The organism is Chitinophaga sp. HK235 (assembly GCF_018255755.1).
Classification (GTDB): domain Bacteria; phylum Bacteroidota; class Bacteroidia; order Chitinophagales; family Chitinophagaceae; genus Chitinophaga.
Genome location: NZ_CP073766.1, coordinates 2161716 through 2178942, shown reverse-complemented (window position 1 = coordinate 2178942; position 17227 = coordinate 2161716). Strand labels below are relative to the sequence as shown.

At 42.2% G+C, this 17227-nt stretch carries 12 protein-coding genes; 11 read left to right on the top strand and 1 reads right to left on the bottom strand.

Going from position 1 to position 17227, the window contains the following annotated elements:
* Positions 1-8 precede the first annotated feature (8 nt).
* From KD145_RS07010 to KD145_RS06970, 9 genes are all read left to right on the top strand, one after another.
* Positions 9-2327 carry a Gldg family protein gene (locus KD145_RS07010; RefSeq protein ID WP_212005193.1) on the top strand — a complete coding sequence of 773 codons (2319 nt, stop codon included), beginning with the start codon at positions 9-11 and terminating at the stop codon, positions 2325-2327.
* 276 nt (positions 2328-2603) lie between these two features.
* Entirely contained in the window at positions 2604-3233 is a 630-nt protein-coding gene (locus KD145_RS07005) for an RNA polymerase sigma factor (protein ID WP_212006721.1), read from the top strand.
* A complete protein-coding gene (locus KD145_RS07000; RefSeq protein ID WP_212005192.1) occupies positions 3205-4560 on the top strand; it encodes a FecR family protein in 1356 nt (451 codons plus the stop codon). The genes KD145_RS07005 and KD145_RS07000 overlap by 29 nt, the downstream gene beginning before the upstream one ends.
* Before the next feature lie 189 nt (positions 4561-4749).
* The gene (locus KD145_RS06995) at positions 4750-8466 is read left to right on the top strand and encodes a SusC/RagA family TonB-linked outer membrane protein (protein WP_212005191.1); all 3717 of its coding nucleotides are present in this window, start codon (positions 4750-4752) and stop codon (positions 8464-8466) included.
* An 18-nt stretch (positions 8467-8484) separates the two neighbouring features.
* A complete protein-coding gene (locus tag KD145_RS06990; protein ID WP_212005190.1) occupies positions 8485-9963 on the top strand; it encodes a RagB/SusD family nutrient uptake outer membrane protein in 1479 nt (492 codons plus the stop codon).
* Positions 9964-9983: 20 nt separating this feature from the next.
* Complete coding sequence (locus KD145_RS06985; protein ID WP_212005189.1) at positions 9984-11378, top strand: substrate import-associated zinc metallohydrolase lipoprotein; 1395 nt, start codon at positions 9984-9986, stop codon at positions 11376-11378.
* A 36-nt stretch (positions 11379-11414) separates the two neighbouring features.
* Positions 11415-12722: a DUF4302 domain-containing protein gene (locus KD145_RS06980; RefSeq protein WP_212005188.1), complete on the top strand. Its 1308-nt coding sequence runs from the start codon at positions 11415-11417 to the stop codon at positions 12720-12722.
* 442 nt (positions 12723-13164) lie between these two features.
* Positions 13165-14286: an NADH:flavin oxidoreductase gene (locus tag KD145_RS06975; RefSeq protein WP_212005187.1), complete on the top strand. Its 1122-nt coding sequence runs from the start codon at positions 13165-13167 to the stop codon at positions 14284-14286.
* Positions 14287-14375: 89 nt separating this feature from the next.
* Positions 14376-14783 (top strand): RidA family protein, encoded by a 408-nt coding sequence (locus KD145_RS06970; protein ID WP_212005186.1) that lies wholly within the window; start codon positions 14376-14378, stop codon positions 14781-14783.
* A gap of 73 nt (positions 14784-14856) precedes the next feature.
* Here KD145_RS06970 and KD145_RS06965 read toward each other — a convergent pair whose 3' ends face one another.
* Positions 14857-15201: a YrdB family protein gene (locus KD145_RS06965; protein ID WP_212005185.1), complete on the bottom strand. Its 345-nt coding sequence runs from the start codon at positions 15199-15201 to the stop codon at positions 14857-14859.
* A 718-nt stretch (positions 15202-15919) separates the two neighbouring features.
* Between KD145_RS06965 and KD145_RS06960 the strand changes: the two genes are divergently transcribed.
* A complete protein-coding gene (locus tag KD145_RS06960) occupies positions 15920-16237 on the top strand; it encodes a hypothetical protein (RefSeq protein ID WP_212005184.1) in 318 nt (105 codons plus the stop codon).
* Between the two features lie 363 nt (positions 16238-16600).
* A complete protein-coding gene (locus KD145_RS06955; protein WP_212005183.1) occupies positions 16601-17227 on the top strand; it encodes a hypothetical protein in 627 nt (208 codons plus the stop codon).

Here is a 17227-nt window from a genome sequence, read left to right as displayed (position 1 = left end):
ATTCATAAATGAAAACGATTATCAAAATTGCAAAAACAGAACTACGTACACTTTTCTATTCGCCGATAGTCTGGTTTCTGATGATTGCGTTCCTCGTACAGTGTGCCCTGGCCTACATGGGCCTGCTGGAGCGTTACCTCAATTACCAGGAAGCTGGTGGCTTGTCTGCAACGTTCATAGCGCACCTCACCCAAAGAATATTTCTCAGTCAGGATGGCTTTTTTAATTCGGTGATGGATAAGCTGTATCTCTATATACCATTGCTGACGATGGGGCTTATCAGCCGGGAAACCAGCAGTGGTACCATGCGGTTGCTTTATTCTTCACCGGTAAAGGTATGGCAGATCGTACTTGGGAAGTATGCGGCCACCATGGTATATAGCCTGATGATGGTAGGTATTGCCGGCATTTGTATGGCGGTAGGCGTCTTCAATATCCAGTCGGTAGACGTTGGTATGCTGCTTTCCGCTACCCTGGGCTTTTATCTGTTGCTGTGTACTTATGCAGCCATCGGTCTTTTCATGTCATGCCTCTCCACTTACCAGGTAGTAGCGGCCATCAGCACATTTGTAGCGATTGCGGCCCTGAGTTATGTTGGTTCTCTTTGGCAGAATATTGATTTTGTAAGAGATCTTACCTATTTCCTTTCGCTGTCAGGACGTGCACACAAGTTACTGGGAGGGTTAATCTCTACGGGCGACGTACTTTACTTCGTACTGGTTACGGCTATGTTCCTGGCTTTTAGTTATCTCAAACTGAAAGGTGGTACAGAGTCTAAGCCAATGATCGTAAAAGGTGCGCGGTATGTTGTAGTGTTCGTGCTGGTGCTGTTGATAGGGTACTTCAGCTCACGTCCCCGTTTTATCGGTTACTATGATGCCACTGCTCTGAAATCCAATACACTTACGCCTAAATTGCAGGACATTACTAAAGCGTTTAACGATGGTCCTCTTGAGATAACTGTTTATAACAATCTGTTAAACCGGAATTATTATATGGGCCTGCCTCAAGCCCGGAACGGATTTATTGGGAGATGGGGAACCTATTTAAGGTTCAAATCAGACATCAACTTCCAATTTGTAAACTATTATGACAGTACATATGATGACAGCCAGGACGACCTCAAATACTACAAGGGTAAAAGCCTTAAGGAAATAGCAGAACAGAAAGCAAAGGCACAGAAGCTGGATATAAATATCTTTAAAACACCGGAAGAGATCCGGAAAATGATAGACCTGAAGCCGGAGCTCGGTCGTTTTGTTATGCAACTGCGCTATAAGAATAAAACCACCTTTCTTCGTGTCTTTAGGGATATGGAGTTTTTTCCGGGTGAATCGGAGATAGCTGCTGCCTTTAAACGTCTGCAGCAATCCAGGATGCCCAGGGTCGCTTTCCTGACGGGAGAACTGGAGCGCAGCATTCATAACTCAGGAGATCGGGACTACAAGAAGCTGAACAATGAGCCCACTTTTCGGCATGCCCTCATAAACCAGGGGTTTGATGTAGATACGGTTAATGCGCAAACAGCCGATATTCCGACCGATATTACTGCCCTGGTAGTAGCTGATCCTAAGGCAGCCTTCAGCGAAACTGTCCTGATAAAGCTTAAAAAGTACATTGATAACGGCGGCAACCTGCTGATAGCCGGCGAGCCTGGAAAACAGGCAGTGCTCAATCCCTTGCTGCAAAGCCTGGGTGTACAGCTGATGGATGGTATCATTGCACAGCCTGGCAAAGATATGGCGCCTGACATGGCACTATCTTACCTGACCAGCACGGCTGCAGCGTTTACGAAACAAGTAGGCAAAGCTTATAAAGACAGTTTGCGTGTATCCATGCCAGGTGCAACCGGACTTACCTGGGATAGCAACAACGGCTTTACGGTAAAACCGCTGTTAATGTCCGACGCAACCGAAAGCTGGATTAAAAAGGACCGGCTGGTGACTGATTCCGGTCAGATCGTTTTTTCTGCCGCTAATGGCGATGACAGAAGATCAGTGCCGCTGGCCCTGAGCCTTAGCCGGAAAGTGCATGGTAGAGAACAACGTATCATTGTAACAGGTGATGCAGACTGCATCTCCAACAGTGAGTTGACTGCTGTGCATGGAGATAAGCAATTTGCCAATTTCTATTTTAGCACCTCGCTTTTCAGTTGGTTAAGCTATGGTGAGTTTCCTATCTATACCATACTTCCGGAAGGTAAGGACAAAAAAATCAATATAACGCCCAGCGGCCTGGAAGTACAGAAGATCTTTTTGCTGTGGGTGTTGCCTGGATTGTTGCTGGCCCTTGGAGCTGCTATATTAATCAAACGCAAAAGAAGGTAAGCACTATGTTATTTGTCACAGATAAGGGAACACAGGACGATCAGCTTTCCGGCGGATTCCTTATCTGTGGCCTGATATAGTCCCGGCGGAATCACCACTAATTTTTGAAACCTGCGCAATAGCCGCAGGTTTCTTTTTTTGTGGAGGATTGACACACAGCCTTGTGTATACTCGATAAGATTAACGAATGTGTTGGATGATCATTTGTATTAGTTTATATGGTTTGTTATCTTTGATAGATAGGGAAAAGTGTTGCTGGGTGTGATGGAATCTTAAATTCATAATTTTACGATAAACCAATTTGCCATTAACAGGTATTCTACATATCCGGATACGAAACTACTGCTGCTACTGAAGGATAATGATCCGCTAGCCTTTGCGGAGATTTATGAGCGCTATTGCCAGGAAATTTTCAAATATGCGATTGTCCTTGTTAAGATACCTGAAATAGCAAAAGATCTGGTACAGGATGTTTTTATTAAGATCTGGGAGGCACGGGAAAAAATAGAAGTGGAGAAGAGTTTTCGCAGTTACCTGTTCCGTGTTTGTCATAACCGGGCTTATGACATTCAAAAAGAAATAGCCCAAAACCGTAGTCTGCGGGAACAACTGATTAATTATTATGAGCCGGTAATTGAGCCGGAAGCCCTGTCGCAGGAGAGTGATACGCCTTATGGGCATCTTATGAAACAAGCGTTGAACTCCCTTACGCCACAACGTCGCCGTATATACGAGATGTGCAAGAATGATAAAAAAAGTTATGAAGAAGTAGCCCGTGAGTTAAATATTTCCCCCAACACGGTAAAGAACCATATGGCCAACACGCTTTCTTTTTTGCGTGATTATCTTAGGCAGCATAGCAAACTTACTCCTGTTCTTGTTTGGCTTCTCCAAAAAGTTTTTTAAAAAAAACCGGGTTCGCATAGTCTTTTTTCTTTTTCCCCAAGTCTTATATCAGTTTATGTACAAATCAGGAACTTATTATAAAGACTTGCTTTCCCGATTTATCAGGAATGAAATTACACCTGGTGAGGTGGAGGAATTGTGTGCTTTTATCGAAAGAGAGCCGCAGGAATACAAAGAAATGCTGAATAGGGAGGATATAATGGCGCTTACAGCGGAAGTAGCCCTTGATTCCCAAACAGTATTTTCTGATAAAGATGTCAATAGCGTCAGGGATCAGTTGTTATTGCATGCCGGAATGCAGGTAAGCAAAGCTAAGCCTGTAGCGCATGGCGTGCGTTTCCTGCATCGCGGGTGGGTCCGTTATGCTGCTGCTATAATATTAATAGCAGGAGTTGCGATAGCTATTATTGTGTCGGATCACCGGCGATATACCGGCTCCGGAATGGCTTCGGTCAATGAGGGGAATGTCAATAATATTTTACCGGGATCCGATAAGGCCGTTCTGACCCTGGATGATAAACAAATTGATCTGGCGTCTGACAAAACCGGCATTGCTGTAGGTGAAACGATTGCTTATACCGACGGAGAGAAACTTTCAGTCGCAGGTAAAAGGCTGATGCTCACCACTCCAAACGGTGGTCAGTATCAGCTAGTATTGCCAGACGGCTCAAAAGCCTGGCTGAATGCAGCATCCAGCATCAGTTTTCCGTCATCCTTTGATGGTGGAAAAAGGCAAATAAAAATTACCGGTGAAGTTTATCTGGAAGTGAGCAAAGACGAGTCCAGACCATTTTTGGTTGATGTGGACGGGAAATCGACTGTTGAAGTGTTAGGGACCAGATTCAATATAAATTCTTACGTTAACGAGGGCACGATCAGGACAACCGTTTTCGAGGGGAGTGTGCGTGTAGCCGCAAGCGGTAGCTCGTTGTCAGACGGCCAGGGAGCCGATATTGCAGGGACAGGTAAGGTTGTTCTCAAACCCGGCCAACAAGCTATTGTTGCCGTTGCCTTGCCTGCTGATCGCCACCCGAAAACATCCGTAACAGATGGTTCCAATAAAATAGCGGTATTATCGGATGTGGATCTTTCTCAAACACTTGCCTGGAAAAATGGGTTGTTCAGTTTTAATAATGCTGATATCCAAACGGTGATGAGACAATTGGAAAGATGGTATGATATCAAGGTTCGTTATGAAGGAAAGGATTCAGGCATTACCATAGACGGCAAGATGTACCGCAATGTAAGTTTATCCAGCGTATTGGAATTCTTACGGGGATCAGGGGTGCGATTCAGGATGGAAAACAAAACTTTAATAATACTGTAAATACCGGAACGACAACAGCCAATACCCGCCTGTAACACATCGCGGATGTGGACAGAAATTATTTAAGCAAAACAAAATATTGCCTAAAACAAAAGGCCAGTGATGCTGCTACATCCCTGGCCTGGCGTCTGGGCGTCATAAAAACAGTCCGGCTGGGACAATTTTTCGTCAACCAAACAAAGCAAAAGTATGCAAAAAATTGCTTATTGCAGGTGGTTTGCCCGTGCAAGAAACCGCCATGTCACCAAAATCCTGTTAGTAATGAGGCTAACGATTGTTTTCTTAACTGTTGGTTTTCTTAATGTTTATGCTTCTGGTAGTTCACAGAGCATTTCTTTTTCTGCCGAAAAGGTTTCATTAAAATCTGTTTTCTCTTCTGTCGAACGACAGACCAGTTTCGTTTTTTTATATAGCGGTCCTGTGCTGAAAGCTTCGAGGCCAGTGACTGTTTCCGCGTCAGCTATGCCTTTGAAAGACTTTCTTGACGAAGTTTTCAAAGATCAGCCTTTTCAGTATTCAATAGATGGACAAAGTATCCTGGTTTCTCCCAAACCTGTATCCAACCCACCTCCATTCTATGAAGAGCCAGATCTTCCCAATGATACGCTGATAGATATAACAGGGCGGGTTGTTGATCCAGCCGGAGTTCCCCTGCAGGGCGTGTCCATCGTTGTTAAAGGCACTACTGCTGGTACCAGTACTGATAAAGACGGACGTTTTGTATTAAAAAGCAAGCCTCATAATGCCGCGCTGGTTTGTTCCATGATAGGATTTGAGCCCAAAGAAATGAAGCTCAGTCCCGCCAACAAGGTGCTGAATATCGTGTTGCAGGAAATGGAAACAAAGTTGGAGGGTGTAGTGGTGACCGGCTACCAGAATATAAATCGCAAGCTGTTTACCGGAGCTTCCACCAAGGTTGACGCAAAAGATGTAGCGCGTGCTGGTGTTCCTGATGTATCACGTATGCTGGAAGGCCAGGTAGCAGGGGTGTCTATCCAGAATGTTTCCGGCACATTTGGAGCAGCTCCCAAGATCAGGGTGCGGGGTGCTACCTCGATATCAGGAGACAATAAGCCGCTTTGGGTAATAGATGGGATCATCCTGGAAGATATCGTGAATATCTCCAATGAGGCTTTGTCTACAGGAGATCCTAACACCTTGATAGGCTCGTCCGTAGCGGGGTTAAATCCTGATGACATCGAATCTTTCAATATCCTAAAAGATGCGGCAGCTACAGCCATGTACGGAGCGCGCGCTATGAACGGGGTAATTGTTGTTACCACAAAAAAAGGAAAACAAACAAACGGAGCGCCACAGATAAATTACAGTTCTACGCTGACCACCTACCGGAAGCCAAAGTATGAGCAATTTAATATGATGAATTCGGCAGAGCAGATGGAGGTTTTGCTGGAAATGGAGCGCAAAGGTTCTTTTGGTCATAGTGCTTCCAAGAACTCGAAGGACGGGGGGATTTTTAATAAGATGTATGATCAGATGTATGACTACGATCCGGAAACAGATTCGTATGCTTTAAGAAATGATCCGGCGTCAAGGCAAAAATTTTTGAAACGCTATGCAGATGCCAATACCGATTGGTTTGATATATTGTTCAAGAACTCCTTGCTTCAGGAACACTCTTTAAGTTATTCATCCGGGAACGCAAAATCACAGACGTATGCATCTACCAGTTTTATGAACGATGGAGGGCAAACCGTGGGTGATAGGGTAAAAAGGTATACAGCGAATTTGAGAACCAACTTTAAATTAAGTGACAGGTTTAGCGGTGAGTTGTTGTTTAATGGTTCCATCAGAGACCAACGCACGCCCGGTACCCTCACGAGGGGAAGCAATCCTTCTACAGGCGGTTTTACCAGGGATTTTGATATCAATCCATTTTCGTACGCGATGAATACCAGCCGGTTGATGACCCCCTATGACAGTGATGGTAATTTGGAATATTTCAGGAGGAATTTTGCACCCTTTAATATATTAAATGAGCTGAAAAATAATTATATCGAGCTTGGGCTGAATGAATTAAAAGTTCAGGCCGGGTTCAAGTATAAAATTATCCCACGCCTTACCTATTCTGTAGATGGATCATATCGTTATGCCACTACTTTTAGAAAACACTATGTAAAGGAAAACTCCAATATGGTGGGTGCATATCAGGCATATAATAACGATCCTTACATCATGGAAAATAACCCCTTCCTGTTTAAAGATCCCAATGTGCCAGGTTCGCTGCCAGTCGTGGTTTTGCCTGATGGAGGTTTCTATAATGTCAATACCGATAATCTGGTGAGTTATTATTTTCGGCATAACCTGGAGTACGACGCGCAGTTTAGAGCAAAACATCGTTTGAATATTTTTGGATCCATGGAAGTCCGCTCTACTGACAGGCAGTACGACAATTTTGACGGCATTGGTTATCAGTACAGCAATTCAGGTTTAGTGCATCCCGACTTCAGGTACTTCCAGGATGCGCAATATCAAAACATGCCTTATTATGGCATGGGGTATTCTAAAGATCGATTCGCTGCTATGATGGCTCGTGGCGCCTATGCATTTGCCGACAAGTATAGCTTCAATTTTACGACCAGGTTCGACCGGTCGAATATGCTTGGTAAAACCAAAGCCAAAGGGAAAAGCCTCGGATGGCTGCCAACGTGGAATGTTTCCGCTGCCTGGGATATCGACCAGGAGAAATTCTTTAACCAGCAAGGGAAGTTCCTCACCGGTGCGAGAGTAAGAGGTACATATGGCCTGGTCGCCAACTTAGGTAATGCCCGAAATAAGTCTGTGCTTTATAATAATGGGATGACGTATCGGCCTATAGAGACAGATAAAGAGCAATATGTCAAAATTTCAGCGCTTGAAAATGCAGACCTGACCTGGGAGAAATTGTATGAAGCAAATGTGGGAACGGACCTGGCCTTCTTCAATAATAAAGTTAATGTTACATTGGACTTTTATAAGCGGGACATTTTTGATTTGATCGGGCCGATTGTCACATCCGGAATAGGTGGCCAGGTACAGAAAATCGCCAATTACGCAACTATGTCTGGCAAAGGGTTTGAATTGACTATCGCAGGAAATCCAGTTCAAACAAAGAATTTCAGGTGGCGCAGTTCTTTCAATTTTGCCAATAACAAAAATAAGATCACCAGATTGGTGATTAACCCAACCCTGGCGAATTTAGTGAGGGCTGAGGGTGGCCCATTAGAAGGCTATGCACAAAGAGGATTGTTTTCTGTACAGTTTGATGGACTGAGTTCCAGCTATGGGTATCCAACCTTTATTTCCGAGTCTGGAGCAAGAAAGGTTATGAAGATAGATTTTCAGAGTACCAATGTAGAGCATCTGAAATATGAGGGACCTGTAGATCCTACTTTGACCGGAGGCTTCTATAACCAGCTGGCTTATAAAAATCTATCCCTTTCCTTCCTGTTTACCTTCAGTATGGGTAACTACGTACGTCTTGCGCCTGTCTTCACCTCCGTGTTGAGTGATGATATAGGAATGTCTAAAGAGTGGTTAAACAGATGGATGGTGCCTGGGGATGAAAAATACACGACCATTCCAACTATTGTAGATCCATTAGTAGCTCAGGCACATATGCCCAGCGCCCCCATGTATGCTTATAGTGCCTATAATTCTTCGGACGAGCGGGTCGCCAAAGGTGATTTTATTCGCTTAAAGAATGTTACGCTGGGCTATAGTTTGCCGAAGTCTTATGCGAGCTGGTTAAAAATGAAAAATCTCGATTTGGCCCTGGTGGGGAACAATGTATTGCTACTTTATGCAGATAAGAAGCTGAATGGAGCAGACCCGGAATTTTTTGGAAGCGGGGGAGTGGCCTTACCGGTGCCCAGACAATTTACTTTCTCTTTGAAAGCTGGTTTTTAATCTAAAGCATTGAATAAAATGAAGAAGAAAAATATATACAATATTATCAGTTTATCACTGCTTACATTATTGCTGGGAAGCTGTAAGAAATATTTTGAAGTCAATCCGGATATGCGTACCGAATTGGATACTCCGGAAAAAGTAGGACAGTTATTAGTGACCGCTTACCCAACGTCTGATTATTTTCTGTTTGCAGAATTGGCCTCAGACAATAGTGCAGATAAAGGGCCTGGTGATTTCTCATTCAATGATATTGCCCGTAACAGCTATTTTTGGAACGAAGTCACACAGGTGTCGGATAGCTATTCTCCCAATACCTACTGGTTGGATATGTATAGAGCCATCGCAGCAGCCAATCATGCCATTGAAGCCGTTGATGAAAATAATTTTGGCACAAAAGGCCAGCAATACAAAGGCGAAGCTTTGTTGACGCGGGCTTATGCACACCATATGCTGGTTTCTTTGTTTTCGAAAACTTATCAGATCAATGGTGATAACTCGTCCCCGGGGATACCTTATCTTACTGATCCGGAAAAAACAGCTTTCAAAAATTATGAAAGGGGCACGGTTGCTTCTGTGTATGAGCATATTGAAAAGGATTTACTCGAAGGGCTGCGCCTGATTAAAGGTATAAGCTATAAATCACCCAAATTCCATTTCAACGAGCAGGCAGCCAATGCTTTTGCTGCAAGGTTTTACCTTTTTAAGGGAGATTATAATAAAGTGATTCAATATGCAAGTGCTATTTTCCCGGAAAATAATTTTAAACAGAATTTACGACCTATAGCCGGAGCACTGAAGGCGGCTGGTACGAATTCGCCTGCTTTATTTACAAGCAGCCAGCAGAATTTCAACCTTTTGCTGGCAAGTGTTTATTCTAATTTCAGTAATATCGCGGCTGGTTGCCGTTATGGAGCGGGGTCGTCCACCGAGCAAATAATCAGTGGGAATACTGTTGCCGGGAAACCATTTTACCAATATTATACCCGCCTTGGAGGAAATCCCAATAAACTGATGGTGGGAAAATACCCAACTTTTTCTTATAGAACAAGCACATTTACAACTGACTGGACCTATTACACTATTCAATGTCTGTTTTCCGCGGATGAGGCGCTGATGAACAGAGCGGAAGCCTATATCAATACCGGTGATTATGCATCAGCGTTAAAGGATCTGAATGATTTTGCAGAAGTGAGGATCGATGGATACAATGTGGTATTGCATGGAATTACCGAGGCAAAGGTATTAAGCTTCTATAACACTACAGATATCAAAGACGGTCTGATGAAGACTTTATTGGATTTTAAACAAAAAGCTTTTGCACATGAAGGGATTCGTTGGTTTGATATCAATCGTCGCGGCATAGAAATTTCACACAGGTATCTAGACTACAAATGGGATACAACATACGACGTGTTGAAGAGAGAAGATTTACGCCGAGTTTTTCAATTGCCTGAAAGTGCAATGCTTTCGGGATTAACTAAAAACCCCAGGTAGAACACCTTTAAAATTTGGTTATGAAAATATTTTGCATCACGCTTTCCATTCTGCTAATGCTTGTTGTAACCGGCTGCAGGAAAGAGGAGAAAGTTGATTTCGAATTCAACAAGGAATTGGATTATACACCCACCGAACTTGATAAATGGTTAACTACAAACTTTACGGATCCTTATAATATAGAGGTAGTTTATCGTTTTGACCGGTATAAAGGAGATATTGATAAAAACCTGGTGCCGGCTCAGGAAGGTAAAATAAAAGAGCAAATGGAGATGGTTTTGAACGGGTATTTAATGCCTTATCAAATTGCCGGAGGCAAGACCTTTGTAAAAAAATACGCTCCCAAAGAATGGGTTTTATTTGGATCTTATTCTATCGAAAGTGATGGCTCGCGTGTGTTGGCCACCTCCGGTGGTGGTAGGAATGTTACCCTTTATGAGGTGAATGCAGTAAATATCGCAGATCCGGAAGTGGTACGTCCAAGGCTGAAGACCATACACCATGAATTCACCCATACCCTGTCACAGATTCAGCGATTGCCACTGGAATTTGAGAATATCTCCAGGGCAGACTATACAGAATCCTGGCGCAATGCTACACTTTATCCAGACAAGGATAACGATTCTCTGGGCTTTGTATCCCGATACGCGAGAGCCAATGTAATGGAGGATTTCGCGGAAACGGCCGGGTTTTTATTAGCATTTGGACAATTGTGGTTTGATAATAAAGCCGGAAAGGTACCCAAATCAGGATATGATATTCTGAAGAAAAAGGAAACTGCCGTTGTAAATTATTTCAGAGATCAATTCGGGGTTGATTTCAGGAAGCTGCAAAGGGAGGTTGCTTTTGCAATGTATAATAATTTTAGTGATAAAAGTTCTCAGTCTTTTGAATATTGGTTTTTCAACCAGGGGCTATTTGATCGGAATCTAAGCTATAATACAGCAACTGTCTCTGCTGATGTAAAGACCGCTGTAGATAACTTTAAAGCTGCAGTGTACGCGTACAGCGCATCCGGTAAGTACGTGGTGCAGGATTTGACTTATATATTTACGCCTTCAAATGCTAATTCCGGAACTTTGGTAATTAGTGTACCCTTTAAATCCGGGACGAACCCAATAATCTACGCGGATTTTAACTTCACTTATACTCAGGATCCGGTTACCCATTCCATCAGTTTTGCAAAAGCCGCTCAGGGAACCGGACCGAATTATACCAATGCAAGTTATTTCATGGCTTCCTTCATGACCAATATCTCCAGTTATCTGACTGGCTCAACCTTCAAGGTAGACTGGTCGGTGAACAAGCCGGGACTCTCTCGCGTTGATGAAGCTTTTTTCAATTCGGGTGGCTTTTATAAGGCAGGCGACAGAACCAGTTATCTCAACTTTCAATTGTTGAAAGTGAGAAAGTAAGCCAAATACTGATTAACCAAATTAATTCATGAGATTATGAAGAATTTATATAAACTCTTGTTTGTCATCTCCGTTTTGGTTACAGGTTGTAGCCGCTCAGATGTAGATCTGACTTTTAATCAAACTCCTGATGAGCGTATGAGTGAGCAGCAACAAAAATTCAAGCAGATGCTCATACAGGCCGAGTATGGTTGGAAAATAACGAATACAACCCTGTTGAAGGGTAATTTCGGGTTTTATATGGACTTCGATTTTGAGGGAAAGAAAGACAGGGTTTGCATGGTGTCCGATATCAATGCTACCAGTAGCGCTGTGGTGCAGGTATCTGCATACAGGGTTAAATTGGTAAACGCTCCGATTCTTTCTTTTGAGACCTACAATTACATTCATTTGTTAAGTGATCCGGATCCTGGTGTGAGCGGTGGTGTTGTAGGGCAGGGATTTAAAGGAGACAATGAATTTGAGTTTGTTCGGGCTACCCCCGATTCGATGTTCCTGGTTGGCCGCAAATTCAGAACAGAAATGGTTTTGGTAAAAGCAAACAAACAGGAACAGGAGGCGTATCTGAATGGAGGTTATCTGGCAAGTATTAATGCGGTAAAGGCTGTTTTTGCAAGTAACAAGGTCTCTCTTTTTGACTATGACGGCGTTACCTATCAGATTATACCCAATAACAGTGCAAGACGAGTGGAAATAATGAGCCTGGTGAATAAGGAACTCAAGCGTTCCTCCGGGATTTTTTCTTATTCTGTCAATGGCATGGAAGTCGCGGGAAGGGTACAGATTGGGAACACGTCTGTCACAAGAATATTATTGCAGGGCGATAAACTCTTTGTACAAACAAAGAGTGGAGAGAAGATAGAGGTCCGGAGTTCAGAGACAGCCCTTCTTCCATTGAATCAAATGATAGGGTTGAGTTATGTGGGATTGAATCTTCCGTTTTTGGCTAATTTGCCGGGCACAAATCCTGCGGGCACTACTATCCTGAAGCAATTGAGCTTACTGGTGTTAGCTTATCCGAATTCTTACGACAAGAGCGAGATCAATCTGGTATGGGATGTTCCTAATAAGAAAATAATTATGGAAGGGCTGTTATTCAAAGGGAATTACATTTATCCGACGAGATATCGTTTTGACTATGATTTCAATCCAACAACAGGGTTGTACAAACTGAGTAATAAGATTGTATTGGCGCCTGGTTATGCCACCTATAGCGTAACTTTATTGGATACATTCCTACAAAATAATGAGTTTACTTTAGATTATCTTTTTGACAGCGGAAATATATATGGGAAAATCACCAGCAAAAATGGTAGTACTACCATGACCTTCATGCTTTATTAGACTCAAACGTGCATTCAGCAATTCCACGTTGTCATTGATCGGTGTTATAAGAATATTGAAAGTCAGAACTTGATAATTAAGTTGGATAAAGCCCCATAGACTTAAAATAGTTAAACGAAATCCCAACGGGATCACGGGCAAGTTTCAAACCTCGCGCATGGCGCGGGGTTTTCTTTTTTAGCCGAGCGTTTAGTTGAGTTCCTTTTGAATAACCCCCATTTCTTTCCCGTACTTTATATAGGTTAACCGGCTTTTACTAAGAATATACATTTGTTGTGGGAATGGCAACGTGACATTTTATGCCAGTTGGCCGGCAGAGGCAACACGCCTACTGCCTTGGTATTACCATGAAAAATTAAACTAGTTTAATCCTTTTTATTATAATAGTTAAACGTGCAGCAGAAATGTGTGGAGTAGTTTTGTGTTCATAATAAACTTACTTATGGACATGATAAAACATCCAATATTCCAGCCGTTGCGATGGCCCGGGCACTCACTAAAAAACAGGCTGATCATAGCGCCTATGTCGCGGGTAAGTGCTACCGCTGAAGGGTTGGCCACCGCTGAAATGGAAGCCTATTATACCGCCTTTGCAAAAGGAGGTTTCAGTATGATCATCACAGAAGGAAATTATACAGATGAGATGGCGAGTAAAGCTTATCCTCATCAACCCGGGCTCACCTCCTCTTCTCATGCAGCAGCCTGGCAACCGGTAGTAGAACAGGTGAAAAAACATGGTTCGCTTATGATTGCACAACTGATGCATGCAGGCGCTCTATCGCAGTACTTTCAGGAAACACTTGCTCCTTCTGCTATACAACCGGCAGGCGTTAAAATGGCACAGTATGGAGGCACAGGTGCTTATCCCTTTCCGAAGGCCATGAGTCTGGAAGATATCAATGCCGTTAAAAAAGGTTTTGTAAACGCCGCCAAGGTTGCACTCCAGGCCGGTTTTGATGGTGTAGAATTACATATGGCCAATGGTTACCTACTTGATCAATTTCTTACGCCGGAACTAAACGTTCGTGAAGATCAATATGGAGGCAGCACCAGCAATCGTTTCCGTATTGCCGCTGAAGTTATTCAGGATATCAGAGCGGTTGTACCAGCACATTTCCTTGTAGGTATAAGGCTATCAGAAGGAAAAGTTAATGATCTCAAATACCGCTGGAAAAATGGCGCGGCCATGGCTATCGAAATTTTGGAGGAAGTAAGAAAAGCAGCACCCGATTTTATTCATATTGCCGTTCAAAGCGGAGAGTGGGAGCGAGACAGCTTCTACAGTAATGGAACCTCTTATGCCGCACTCGCCAAACAAATAACCGGCAAGGTGATCATCGCTAACGGTGGAATGCACCAACTGACAAGGGCCACCAGGGTCATTGAAGAATCGCATGCCGACCTCCTCTCAGTAGGAAAGGCGGCCCTGGCTGATCCTGCATGGCCTATGCACATACTGAACGGAACGCCGCCTCTTCCTTTCCATCCTGATATGCTTTGGCCGGAAGCCACCATCAAACATGCGAATGAAGTTATCAAATCAAAACACATCAATATCTCATGAAAACACTTTTTTTAATGCTCGTCAGTTTGCACAGCATATATGTATTTGCACAATCAAAAAATCCACATCATCAATTAAAAAATGATAAATTGAAGATCTCACAAATAAAAATCAATCCAGACCCTTATCAGCCTTTCCATCTTGCTCAGGGCTATCGTGCTGGTGATCTCCTATTCATTTCCGGACAAACAGCTATTGGTGATAGTGGTCAATTAATTGGGATTCACGATTTCGACAAGCAGGCAGCCAGAGCTTTTGAGAACCTGGAAAGGGTATTGAAAGCTGGTGGTTCCAGTCTTAAAAATGTGATAAAGGTAACTATCCTGTTAAAGGATATGGGCAACTTTAATAAGATAGTTGCTTTGAGAGAAAAATATTTTAAGGCTCCCTATCCGGCAGACACTATATTGGAAGTGTCTTCCCTTTATTCTCCTGATGCGCTGATAGAAATAGAAGCCGTGGCAGTGGCAGATGATGCAGCAGTATGGAAACAGTAAAGATATGAGGGATAAATAAGCAGTGGCAGGATATTCCTGCCACTGCTTATGATGAGTCTTTTTACTTAATGGCTCAATTATACTCATTGAACAGTACTGCCGCAATTTCTGTAATCACTACCAAAGCATAAAACATCCAGCCATAATTCCTCATGCCTATCCTAAAAAGCAGGTAAGTAGGGATGAGGTAGATCAGGAATTTAAAAATAACGATGTATGGTAATTTTAACCTCCGCGTGGCTGTTGGAGCCGCCCATATACTCCAAAGCAAAATAATGAGCAACAACAACCCTGCAGCCACTGCATATTTTAACCATGGAGAAACAATGGTTTTAATAGGAACATACACTGCAACAATTAACATAATTATTTCCAGGGAAAATGCCAGTAAACGATTTAACCACTTTAGTAGAAACATTTGATAAATAGGTTTGATGAACAGATGCCTTTGACCGGCAAAATTAGTATGAGTTTAAATGCTTTAATAAGTATCTCTTTCATATGTCTACAAAAGGCCATCCAATTCTACATCATAAGGCCTTTTCCTTTCCAACAAAATCAATGCGCAAGGTCTTGGAATCAGTAGTTGTCATTTTTGTCACCCAATAAATTTTTTGTTCTACCTGCTATCCAATTACGGTTAAAATGGTGTAACTTTTAAATTTATGAAAAATGGCTCCAGGGTTGGTCTTTCAATAGGTATCAAATACAATTTCTACCATGCTTGAATACTGGAAAATTAGCGACCTTATTATCGAACTCTTGTAACCAGGAAAATATTTTTTATTCTTGAATTTATTTATTAATATTGAAATATCAAATTCTACAGACGAACGTCCCTCTAGCTTTATACTATGCAAACTGATGAGTTTAAGAATGGAAAATCAACCAATTTGTATAACCCATAAACGAGTCTATTACCCTATTTTATAGTAATAACCCACTTACTTCAAGTTTTCCAGGGCACTCAAAAATCCTATTTAAAAAATATTCGACTGCCAACAAACCGTTACCCATATTTCATTATACCATTAATGATTTCTATACATATACTTTTCTCTATAAACTAGGAAGAGACGCTGAACATCTAATTCCCATGGCGTTAGACAGGGATTACAACCCTCAAAAAACAAATCATGAAAAACAAAAGTAGTTATGCCATTATTTTTGCTGCATGTACATCATTTTTATTGATGTCGTTTATCCCTCAGAAACACACCTACAAAGCAGAGGTAAAAAAAATTGAAACAAGCAACCTCAATCTGAAGACATCAGCATTAGCATCTTATCAACAAGCTTTCACTCCTCTGGTTACTGTTGCACTGGCAGAAACTTCTGCGGCAGCTGTTGTAGCTGCCACAGTATCTGTGATTGGCATTTGTGACTCTGCCTCCTTTAAACATGAGTCTAATGACCGGCTTGTTTATATGAAAATGCAAAACCTTGACAAATAGAGACATTCTGACAAATCCGGAGTATAAAATTTTTTGTGTAAACCCTTCCTCATTGTTTGAACCCCCTGCCGGGGTGGGGGAGGTGGAATGGCGTGGCAGCAGCACCTTTCCCGGTTTTGGGCTCTATGATAAAGGAGCATTCACTCGAACCATTTACACAATATATTTTATAGTCCTGACAAATCGGACATCTTTAAAGCAAGGAGTCCTTTTGTATGATTATACAAGAGGACTCCGTTCCCTGAATAAATTTCCCTGTTGAGGAGAGAAGACAAATTCGTTCTTTGGGTGCTTAATAGTGCCTGTCTGAGGCTGCCTCAAGCTATATCAACCTTGCCATTGAATGACTAAATACCAGCAGGAATGAAAACATTTCTTTTTAAAATCATTCTATTTTTTTTGGGGTGCTACTGGATCATCACTCTATTCTTCATCTTTCCTCCAAATCCATTGAATATCAGTCTGGATAACATGAATAATCAGTTTCAGTCAGTGTTTTTTCAACGATGGGCATTTTTTGCCCCTCCGCCCAAATACAACTCCAGGATATACATTGTCTTTATCGAAAAAGCGACTTCGAACAAAAGTGTCTTCGAAGTTCTTGAACCGATACTCCGGAAAAAGCATAACAATGCTCCATTCAATACATCTGCTCAGATCATGGATTATATTTTTGCATCTTCTCTTATAGGCATTGACGACAAACTTAAAACGATGCAGGACGCGTATAAGGGAAAAGAATTTCAAACACGTCACAATCTATCCGATAGCCTGATAACTGATAGGATCATCACTCAGATTGAAAATTCGACTGACTTCATCACACTTCGCAACTATGCATTAAAAATAGCCAGTGAACAAAATATTAATATAGAAAAAACATCCTATCAGATTCAAATTACACGTATAAATTTGGCCCAGTTTGTTGACAGAATGTCCGCAAAAAGAGAGGAGAAAGTAATATTTAGTAGTCACATATTTTCAAAATAA

Excerpts from the sequence above, each read along its gene's own strand:
- KD145_RS07010 (WP_212005193.1), top strand. The coding sequence starts at position 9 with ATGAAAACGATTATCAAAATTGCAAAAACAGAACTACGTACACTTTTC.
- KD145_RS06995 (WP_212005191.1), top strand. The coding sequence starts at position 4,750 with ATGCAAAAAATTGCTTATTGCAGGTGGTTTGCCCGTGCAAGAAACCGC.
- KD145_RS06990 (WP_212005190.1), top strand. The coding sequence starts at position 8,485 with ATGAAGAAGAAAAATATATACAATATTATCAGTTTATCACTGCTTACA.
- KD145_RS06985 (WP_212005189.1), top strand. The coding sequence starts at position 9,984 with ATGAAAATATTTTGCATCACGCTTTCCATTCTGCTAATGCTTGTTGTA.
- KD145_RS06980 (WP_212005188.1), top strand. The coding sequence starts at position 11,415 with ATGAAGAATTTATATAAACTCTTGTTTGTCATCTCCGTTTTGGTTACA.
- KD145_RS06975 (WP_212005187.1), top strand. The coding sequence starts at position 13,165 with ATGGACATGATAAAACATCCAATATTCCAGCCGTTGCGATGGCCCGGG.
- KD145_RS06965 (WP_212005185.1), bottom strand. The coding sequence starts at position 15,201 with ATGTTTCTACTAAAGTGGTTAAATCGTTTACTGGCATTTTCCCTGGAA.
- KD145_RS06960 (WP_212005184.1), top strand. The coding sequence starts at position 15,920 with ATGAAAAACAAAAGTAGTTATGCCATTATTTTTGCTGCATGTACATCA.
- KD145_RS06955 (WP_212005183.1), top strand. The coding sequence starts at position 16,601 with ATGAAAACATTTCTTTTTAAAATCATTCTATTTTTTTTGGGGTGCTAC.